At 36.7% G+C, this 8024-nt stretch carries 5 protein-coding genes and 1 pseudogene; 1 reads left to right on the top strand and 5 read right to left on the bottom strand.

Annotation, left to right across the window (positions count from 1 at the left end; genetic code table 11):
- The coding region (locus tag ACH2CJ_RS03090) for a gliding motility-associated C-terminal domain-containing protein (protein WP_394990635.1) at nucleotides 1–2966 on the top strand (2966 nt) is incomplete at its 5' end.
- Nucleotides 2967–3150: 184 nt separating this feature from the next.
- On the opposite strand, the gene ACH2CJ_RS03085 is transcribed toward ACH2CJ_RS03090, so the two are convergent.
- The 5 genes and pseudogenes from ACH2CJ_RS03085 to ACH2CJ_RS03065 all read right to left on the bottom strand — a co-directional run.
- Nucleotides 3151–3504, bottom strand: coding sequence for a carboxypeptidase-like regulatory domain-containing protein (locus ACH2CJ_RS03085; RefSeq protein ID WP_394990634.1), 354 nt, complete (start codon nucleotides 3502–3504; stop codon nucleotides 3151–3153).
- A 193-nt stretch (nucleotides 3505–3697) separates the two neighbouring features.
- Nucleotides 3698–4798 carry a phosphoglyceromutase gene (locus tag ACH2CJ_RS03080; RefSeq protein ID WP_394990633.1) on the bottom strand — a complete coding sequence of 367 codons (1101 nt, stop codon included), beginning with the start codon at nucleotides 4796–4798 and terminating at the stop codon, nucleotides 3698–3700.
- A complete protein-coding gene (locus tag ACH2CJ_RS03075) occupies nucleotides 4782–5378 on the bottom strand; it encodes a phosphonate degradation HD-domain oxygenase (RefSeq protein WP_394990631.1) in 597 nt (198 codons plus the stop codon). Before ACH2CJ_RS03075 ends, ACH2CJ_RS03080 begins: the two co-directional genes overlap by 17 nt.
- A 273-nt stretch (nucleotides 5379–5651) precedes the next feature.
- Nucleotides 5652–7247 carry a SusD/RagB family nutrient-binding outer membrane lipoprotein gene (locus ACH2CJ_RS03070; protein ID WP_394990630.1) on the bottom strand — a complete coding sequence of 532 codons (1596 nt, stop codon included), beginning with the start codon at nucleotides 7245–7247 and terminating at the stop codon, nucleotides 5652–5654.
- A gap of 118 nt (nucleotides 7248–7365) precedes the next feature.
- Nucleotides 7366–8024 (bottom strand): annotated as a pseudogene (locus ACH2CJ_RS03065) (SusC/RagA family TonB-linked outer membrane protein); the annotation flags it as partial.

Genomic DNA, 8024 nt, shown 5'->3' with positions numbered 1-8024 from the left:
CCAGCAATTGCACAGGGGCAATTAGATGGAGCAATGGATCAACTCAAATTTCAATCAGTGTAAGTACGAGTGGCACATACAGTGCAACATGTAGTAATATTTGTGGTGAAAGTGGAGCGAGCAATGCAGTGATTATCAACACAGGCACGAGTCCAGCTGCCCCATTAATCAGCACCAATAGGACGAATTTATGTACCAATGAAACAGCGACATTGATTGCAAGTGGTTGTTCAGGAAATATCAAATGGAACAATGGCTCAACTCAAATTTCAATCAGTGTAACTGCTAGTGGCATATACAGTGCAACCTGTAGTAATATTTGTGGTGAAAGTGGAGCGAGCAATTCAGTGGTTATCAGCACAGGTACGAGTCCAGCCGCCCCCTTAATCAGCACCAATAAGACGAGTTTATGTGCCAATGAAACAGCGACATTGGTTGCAAGTGGTTGTTCAGGAAGCATCAAATGGAGTACAGGAGCAACGAGTGGAAGCATCACAGTCAGCATTAGCGGCATATACAGTGCAACCTGTAGTAATGCTTGTGGCGAAAGTGTAGTGAGCAATTCAGTGGTTATCAGCACAGGTACGAGTCCATCCGCCCCCTTAATCAGCACCAATAAGACGAGTTTATGTGCCAATGAAACAGCGACATTGATAGCAAGTGGTTGTTCAGGAAACATCAAATGGAGCAATGGCTCAACTCAAAATACAATCAGTGTAACTACCAGTGGTACATACAGTGCAACATGTAGCAATACTTGTGGCGAAAGTGTAGTGAGCAATTCAGTGGTTATCAGCACAGGTACGAGTCCAGCCCCCATAATCAGCACCAATAAGACGAGTTTATGTACTAACGAAACAGCGACATTGATTGCAAGTGGTTGTTCAGGAAACATCAAATGGAGCAATGGCTCAACTCAAAATACAATCAGTGTAACTACCAGTGGTGATTATACATCGACATGTACGAATGCTTGTGGTACGAGTGGAGCGAGTAATGTCATTCAAATCAACAAAGGAGCAGCACCAGCCACCCCTTTGATAATTTCAGATAAGACCAATATTTGTGGCAATTCAGTAGCAATATTGACAGCTAGCAACTGCACAGGGGCAATTACATGGAGCAATGGTTCAACTCAAAATTCAATCAGTGTAACTACGAGTGGTGATTATACATCGACATGTACGAATGCTTGTGGTACGAGTGGAGCAAGTAATGTTATTCAAATCAACAAAGGATCAGCATCAGCCGCCCCCTTGATAATTTCAGATAAGACCAATATTTGTGGCAATTCAGTAGCAATACTGACAGCTAGCAACTGCACAGGGGCAATTATATGGAGCAATGGTTCAACTCAAAATCCAATTAGTGTAACTACGAGTGGTGATTATACATCGACATGTACGAATGCTTGTGGTACGAGTGTAGGGAGTAACGCGATAGTTATCAGCACAGTTACGAGTCCAGCTGCTCCATTAATCAGTACCAATAAGACGAGTTTATGTGCCAATGAAGAAGTTATATTAACGGCATCCAATTGCCATGGTACAGTTTTATGGACAACTAATAATCAAACAGGAATAAGTATTAAGGTAAATCCTTTTGTAACGACAACTTACACTGCAAAATGTATAGATGTCTGCGAAAGCCAACTAAGTAGCATAACTGTTACAGTAATAACAAACCCAGAAAAACTAACGATTACAGGTTTAACTGATGTTTATGAAGGGGATGAAGTAACATTGAAAGCAACTGGTTGTGCAGATATTGTTACATGGTCAAATGGAGCAACTGGAACGCAAATAAAGGTAGTAGTTAATGAATCAAAAATATATACAGCTATTTGTGGAACAGTAAAATCATCTTGTGATTTTGCCGAAGGAAATTTAACATTTACCACTTTAGGCGGCTCAACAGGAACTGGAATTATTACTCGATATTTGTTGCTAAATAACACAGGTACGATTTTACAAATAAATAATTCACCAGTATTTGCTAACGTTCTTACGGGAAGTTATAAAGTATCAGCAATTACTTATGCAATAAGCATTGAAGGATTAATTGTAGGAAGTAATATTTCAAATGTAGCAGCAACTTGTATGACTCGCACACAAAAAGATATTTCAGTGTGTAATATAACTGGCTGCCAAGCAACAGGTGAAATAAGAATTAGGGTAACAAAGAAACCAACTGCTCCTGACCGCCCAACTATTGGCATTGCTCTATCAATTTCAGATTCAAGTAGAATTAATAGCAAATGCTACAAAATAACCTACTTGGCACTTGTAAAGAATCTTGGTAATACTAAATTGACAAATGTACAGGTGGCAGATAGTTTAAGTAAAACCTTTGACAATAATGCAAGCTATCAAATGATAGGACAGCCGATATTAGGTCAAAATAGTACATTAAAAGTAAATCCCAACTTCAATGGTAAAGATGACGTTAATTTATTGATTGCTGATTCAACCAGCAAGTTGGGTATAGCACAAATGGATTCAATATTCTTTACTGTAAAAGTGTGCTATAATAGACAAGTAGAAACTTTTGCAAACAATGCTTATGTAAAAGCGATTGATAATGAAAAAATTGTAACAGATATTTCAAATTCTGGAATAGAAATAAGGGTAAACGAAGCATCGTCAACAATCATAGAGTTATCTCTGAATATGGGGGAAGTCATTATACCTGAAGGCTTCTCTCCCAATGAAGATGGAAATAATGATAAGTTTATTATATCAGTACCAACAGGCATTACAGTGGAATCATGTGAATTTTATAACAGATGGGGACAATTGGTCTTTAAAGATACAACTGGTATAATAACAGAACAAGGGTGGGACGGTGTAAGTAATCAAGGTATAAGATTTGGAAATGGAGGTTTACCAGATGGAACTTACTATTATGCTATCAAATTGAGTAATGAAAATGAATATAGAATTCGTTTTATTAGCTTAGTAAGGTAAAAATTGTTTAGGATTATAAAAGATTTCCAAATTAGTGTGAATTTTGTGGTGTCGAATCATAAAAAGCACGTTAAAATGGAAATCTTAGGTAAAAATACGATGGTGCAAAACTTATGGTGCTGGAGTTTTTCTAACTTAAATTGAGGTTAAAGAAAAATTGACAATAATCTATGCGAATAAGGGGTTAAAAATTCATCCAAATACTTATGATAACCTCATTTAAATTCTGCTGATTATTTTCTTCCAACGAAATGCAGAGTATAACATCCTCTTTTTCAATTTTAACCTTTGTAATGTACGTTTTGTATGAAAGATAGCTGACCTGTACTTGGTACTCGCCCGAAGGAATGTTTTTTATTTGAAATGAGCCATCTAAACCTGATGTTGTAGCTATACGGGTATTTTTAAGTAAAATAGTTGCTCCTATTAATGGCTCGCCCGTTTTGATATCATTGATTTGTCCTTTAAGTATGGCAGCAGAAATATGGAAAGGAAGTAAAAAGCCAAAAATAGTAAGATAAATAAAGTTGCGAGCCATAATCTAATGGCAAAAGTAGAGAGTAGCGTTTCAGTAAATTGCTTGTAATTCTGAATTTAATATAAATATAAACTTGAATATTAAATAATGATTAGTTAATAATCAGGCAATCATAAGTTTAAATGATGCGAAATAGGGGAGTGATATTTTGACAAAATAGGCTTCTCATGAAAGGGAAGCCTATTTTTGTACTTTATTTCAACATACTCTCAATTACTTCGCCAGTAGTTTTTTTTTCGCTGGTTGAAGCATTTAAAAAATCAAAACCTAATAGCTTTGCAGCAGTGCGAGCTACTTGATTTTGAAATAATTGTCCTTCGGTTTTTACTTCACCTAAAGGTTTTGTATCTGGTCCAATTGCCGCAATCCAAATCTGGTAGCAGTCCGAAACTCTCTGTCCGTGGCTTGTCCATTGTTTCTTTACTTTATCTCCTCTGCCGTGGTCAGTTAAGAAAATAAAAGTCGTTTTATCTTTATACTGGGGGTGATTTTGGCAGAAATTCCATAAGTCAGCAACGTTTTTATCGAAATTATTGGCAGCAAAAAGATATTCTCGATATTTAGATTCGTGGGCAAATTCATCGGTTTCATCAAAGGATAAAAACATAACTTTGGGCGTATTTTTCTTGACATATTCTTTTGCCAAATGATAGGTTACAAAGTCAAATCTATCGCTTGCCATACTTGGAATATCGGTTTGAATTTGATTTAATAATGCTTCTTTTTCGCTTAAATTTCCTTTTACCGTCTCAACGCCTGCATTGACAGGGATTTTACTTCTATTTTCGTTGATAATAAAAGGGAATACATCCCAAGTACCAAAAGCCGCTACTTTTCCTTTGAACTTTGGTTGGTTATTCAGAAATTCTAAAACAGTCGTATTTTTATTTTGAATTTTATCATTTGAATTGATATTATCGTCGGGATAACCAGTTAAAACCTCGTTATAACCTGGATACGAAAACCAATAGGGATTCAGTACATTTACTTTGTTTCCTGCCCAACGATTGCCATAAAGTTGCCCTTTATTGGCAATGGTACTCCAAAAGAAAGGTAAAAGTTTTTCTCGGCGTTCGGTGGCTGTTTTTGCCCAAAATTTCCCTACGGTTCGAGCCGAATCGGGTGTAAATTCTTTGCTAAAAATTAAAGTAGAGTCCGCTCCACCGAAAAGTTCCTGCCAACGAAAACCATCGGTCATAATGATAAATACATTTTCGGTTTTTGATTGGGCAAAAATTGTTTGGTTTGCCAATAAAATAATAAGGAACAAGAGGGTTTTAGAAAAAGAATTCATGCTTTTGTTTTTTAGGGTGTTGAAGTAAATATTGTTTGCAAATATGCATAAAATATTCTAAATCGGGGATTTTCATGTTTTCTGTTTTTGCTGCTTCATCCCATCTTCTCATTTTTATAATTGTTTCAAAATAGGGATTTTGTTCAAATTTTTTTGCTTCATCTACTGTCATTTTACCACCTTGAAACGTCAAAGTTTTTCTACTCGCCTCCGATAAGTTATCGTAATAGGCTGCATTCGCAAAGCACAAATAACGTTTAGCATTTACGTGGTTTTCTATTAAAACACCAATTTTTTCAGAAAAACCTCGTTTTCGAAGCCAATCTGCGGCAACTGATTCATGGTCTTTTCTTCCATAAACTTCCATCAATTCTTCATTAGAAGCAGCAGGAAGTAAATGTCCAATATCGTGAAGAAATGCAGCAATTTGCACTTCATGGTCGAAGCCTTGCTTTTGTGCTAAAAGAGCCGCTTGGGCTGCGTGTTCAAACTGACTTACGTTTTCGCCGTAATATTCGGCATCTCCTTGATTTTTAAAGAGTTGACGAATTTCAGAAATTATATTTGAAATAGATGTCATGGGTCTGTTTTTTTATAGGAAACATTTAATAGACTTGTTGCAATGGGCGTTTCGATTTATAAAATCAAGTCATTTTTTGCTTGATTGAGGCTTAAATTTGAGTTTGTAGTGAAGCTACAAACTCAAATTTATACGAAGAGCAATCTAAAAGCTGATGCTGTAAAAAAAAGGCTATTTTATCCTGATTAAAGTTTCATCAAATAACACTTCATAAAAAAGTAGCGAAACAAATGCTTCGCTACTTTACAAATTTCTAACCTATGATGAAATAAACTACTTTAATAACCAAATAGTATCATTGATGTCATCTTTACCACCATACTGACTCGAAATTGCCGCTTTGTAGTTATCGGCATTAGTTGTACGCTCCGACAATGGGTATTGCCAACGAACAGCAATACGATTTGAATTGCCATTTCCTACACCTGAATAGAACTTAGGAAAGCCTGTACGTCTCCAGTTGAAATATGATTCCATGCCTGAGTTCATGAAGAATGCAACGTATTTTTGTGTCAAGATTTGCTCTTGTCCTTTAGCTGTTTTACCAGCATATTTTACGCTTGATTGATTGTAATAAGTATCGAAATTAAAATCAATGTTGAATGTTGCTAAATCGGCTGCTTCACGACCGCCACTTCTTGAATACGTCATGGTATTTACACCATTTTTGATTCCGTAAAAATCGAATGAAGCTTGAATTCCTTTCTTATACCAAGTTTCGGCATCGCCCGTTGCCCAACCTAAATGATAAGCCTCAGCAATATTGAAACACATTTCTGAGTATCCTACAACAAAAGTATTCTCGGCAACATAATTGCGGTAATAGCGGTTACGATTTTGGAACGAATAAAGACCTGGAGCAAAACCAGCACCGTTGTTACGACCTGCTTTGTCGCTCATATCTGTTAAATCTTCTGCCGAACTTGCACCTACATACGCACTAAAATCTGATGCTAATTTGCCAGCTTTTAGTTCAGAACCTGCAGGCTCGCAAGTAATCATTACACGTGGGTCTTTCATTAATGACAATGGCTCAACGTAAGCCTTTGACATATTTTGACGGGTAGCATCAAAGCCAAAGTTGTCAGGATTTGATGGATATTTGTTAAAATTGTTGTAACGATATTCTAAGTTATCCGACAAATTTCCCAACACTGGAAATTTAGTTGGATTACTCATCATTTCTGCAAAACGAGTTTTTAAGTTCAAATCTGCATCCATATCTTTTTTGCTCAGTGAAATCAGGACTCTTAGTTTGTAAGCATTCACCGCTTTTTGCCATTTGCGAACATCGCCACCGTAATAAAAATCACCCGTTACAGAAGTTTCTCCTTTGGCGATTAGAGCTGCCATATCATTGTTTGCTTCATCGAGCCATTTTAAGATTTGTACATAAACTGCTTTTTGAGAATCATATTTTGGCGTTACGTTTGTGATTCCTAAAAGAGCTTCGGTCATAGGCAAATCACCTACACGAGTAGTCATTTGCTCAAAGAAAAATGCACGAAAGAATTTACCCAATGCACTATAACCATTTATGTCTGCCAAACCAGCACGCTTAGCTTCTCCTTCCATCTTGATTACGTTTTTAAGCGTATTATAGTGGTTAGGTGTTTGGGTCCAAGTATATTCGTTGGTTGCGTAATAGTTATAATTTGAGCAGAAAAATTGATTCCAACGCATTTCGGCACTAAACGGACGACCTGTATTATTGAACATATCAGACTCAACACCTTGTAATACCAACGAAGCTGGTACGTTTACTGGTCTATTTGGGTCTTTTTCGAGTTCCTCGAAAGATTTTTCGCAACTGCTCAACATTAAAGCACCTACTGCGAAAATTGAAGTGAATATTTTATTTATTTTCATTTTATTATTTGATTAATTTACTTCATTCCGCTTTGCTCGACCCCTCTCCATCAAGGAGAGGGGGGTGGCATTTCTGACGTTAGGAACAAATGACGGGGTGAGGTGTATTTGGATTTTCTTAGAAAGTAAAGTTTAAATTTACACCATATCTTCTTGTCGATGGTGTTTGTAAACCTGAGCCACCATCACCGATGTATTGGTTTAGGTCAATGTCTTTTTTCTCGGCAAAGTAAAGTAAGTTTCTGCCAACAACTGAGATAGAAGCATTTTTGATTGTGTTTCCAAACCATTTTTGAGGCATATTATAACCAACAACTACTTCACGCAGCATTCCGAATGAACGGCTCATCAAGTTTCCTTCGTCAGAATTGTAGTAACGGCTTACCCAGTCTTGCACAAACTGTTTGGTTGCATTTGGAGCATACTTTAATTCTGCGTAGTTGGTGATTTTTCCTTCAGTGTCATATTTAATGGCAACACCGTTTGAAACTTGAACACCTTCACCTACATAGGTTTTTACTCCCAAATAATCTTGGTAACGAGCCACGCCCATTTCGCCTTCGATTATTCCTATGTGGCGACCACCACGATAAGTTTGTTTCTGAATGTAGTTAGAGATAACGCCACCGATACGACCATCAAATTGGAAACTCAAATTGATGTTTTTATAATTAAATTTATTGTTGATACCAAACACAAACTTAGGGTTAATATGACCCAAGAATTGGTTAACTGGAGCATAAATTGGGCGACCAGAAGCATCATTAATTATCTGCC

This window comes from Emticicia sp. (assembly GCF_043780375.1).
GTDB lineage: Bacteria > Bacteroidota > Bacteroidia > Cytophagales > Spirosomataceae > Emticicia.
This window is presented reverse-complemented; position numbering and strand designations above follow the sequence as displayed.

Coding starts and splice junctions, on each gene's coding strand:
- ACH2CJ_RS03085 (WP_394990634.1), bottom strand. CDS start 3,504: ATGGCTCGCAACTTTATTTATCTTACTATTTTTGGCTTTTTACTTCCT.
- ACH2CJ_RS03080 (WP_394990633.1), bottom strand. CDS start 4,798: ATGAATTCTTTTTCTAAAACCCTCTTGTTCCTTATTATTTTATTGGCA.
- ACH2CJ_RS03075 (WP_394990631.1), bottom strand. CDS start 5,378: ATGACATCTATTTCAAATATAATTTCTGAAATTCGTCAACTCTTTAAA.
- ACH2CJ_RS03070 (WP_394990630.1), bottom strand. CDS start 7,247: ATGAAAATAAATAAAATATTCACTTCAATTTTCGCAGTAGGTGCTTTA.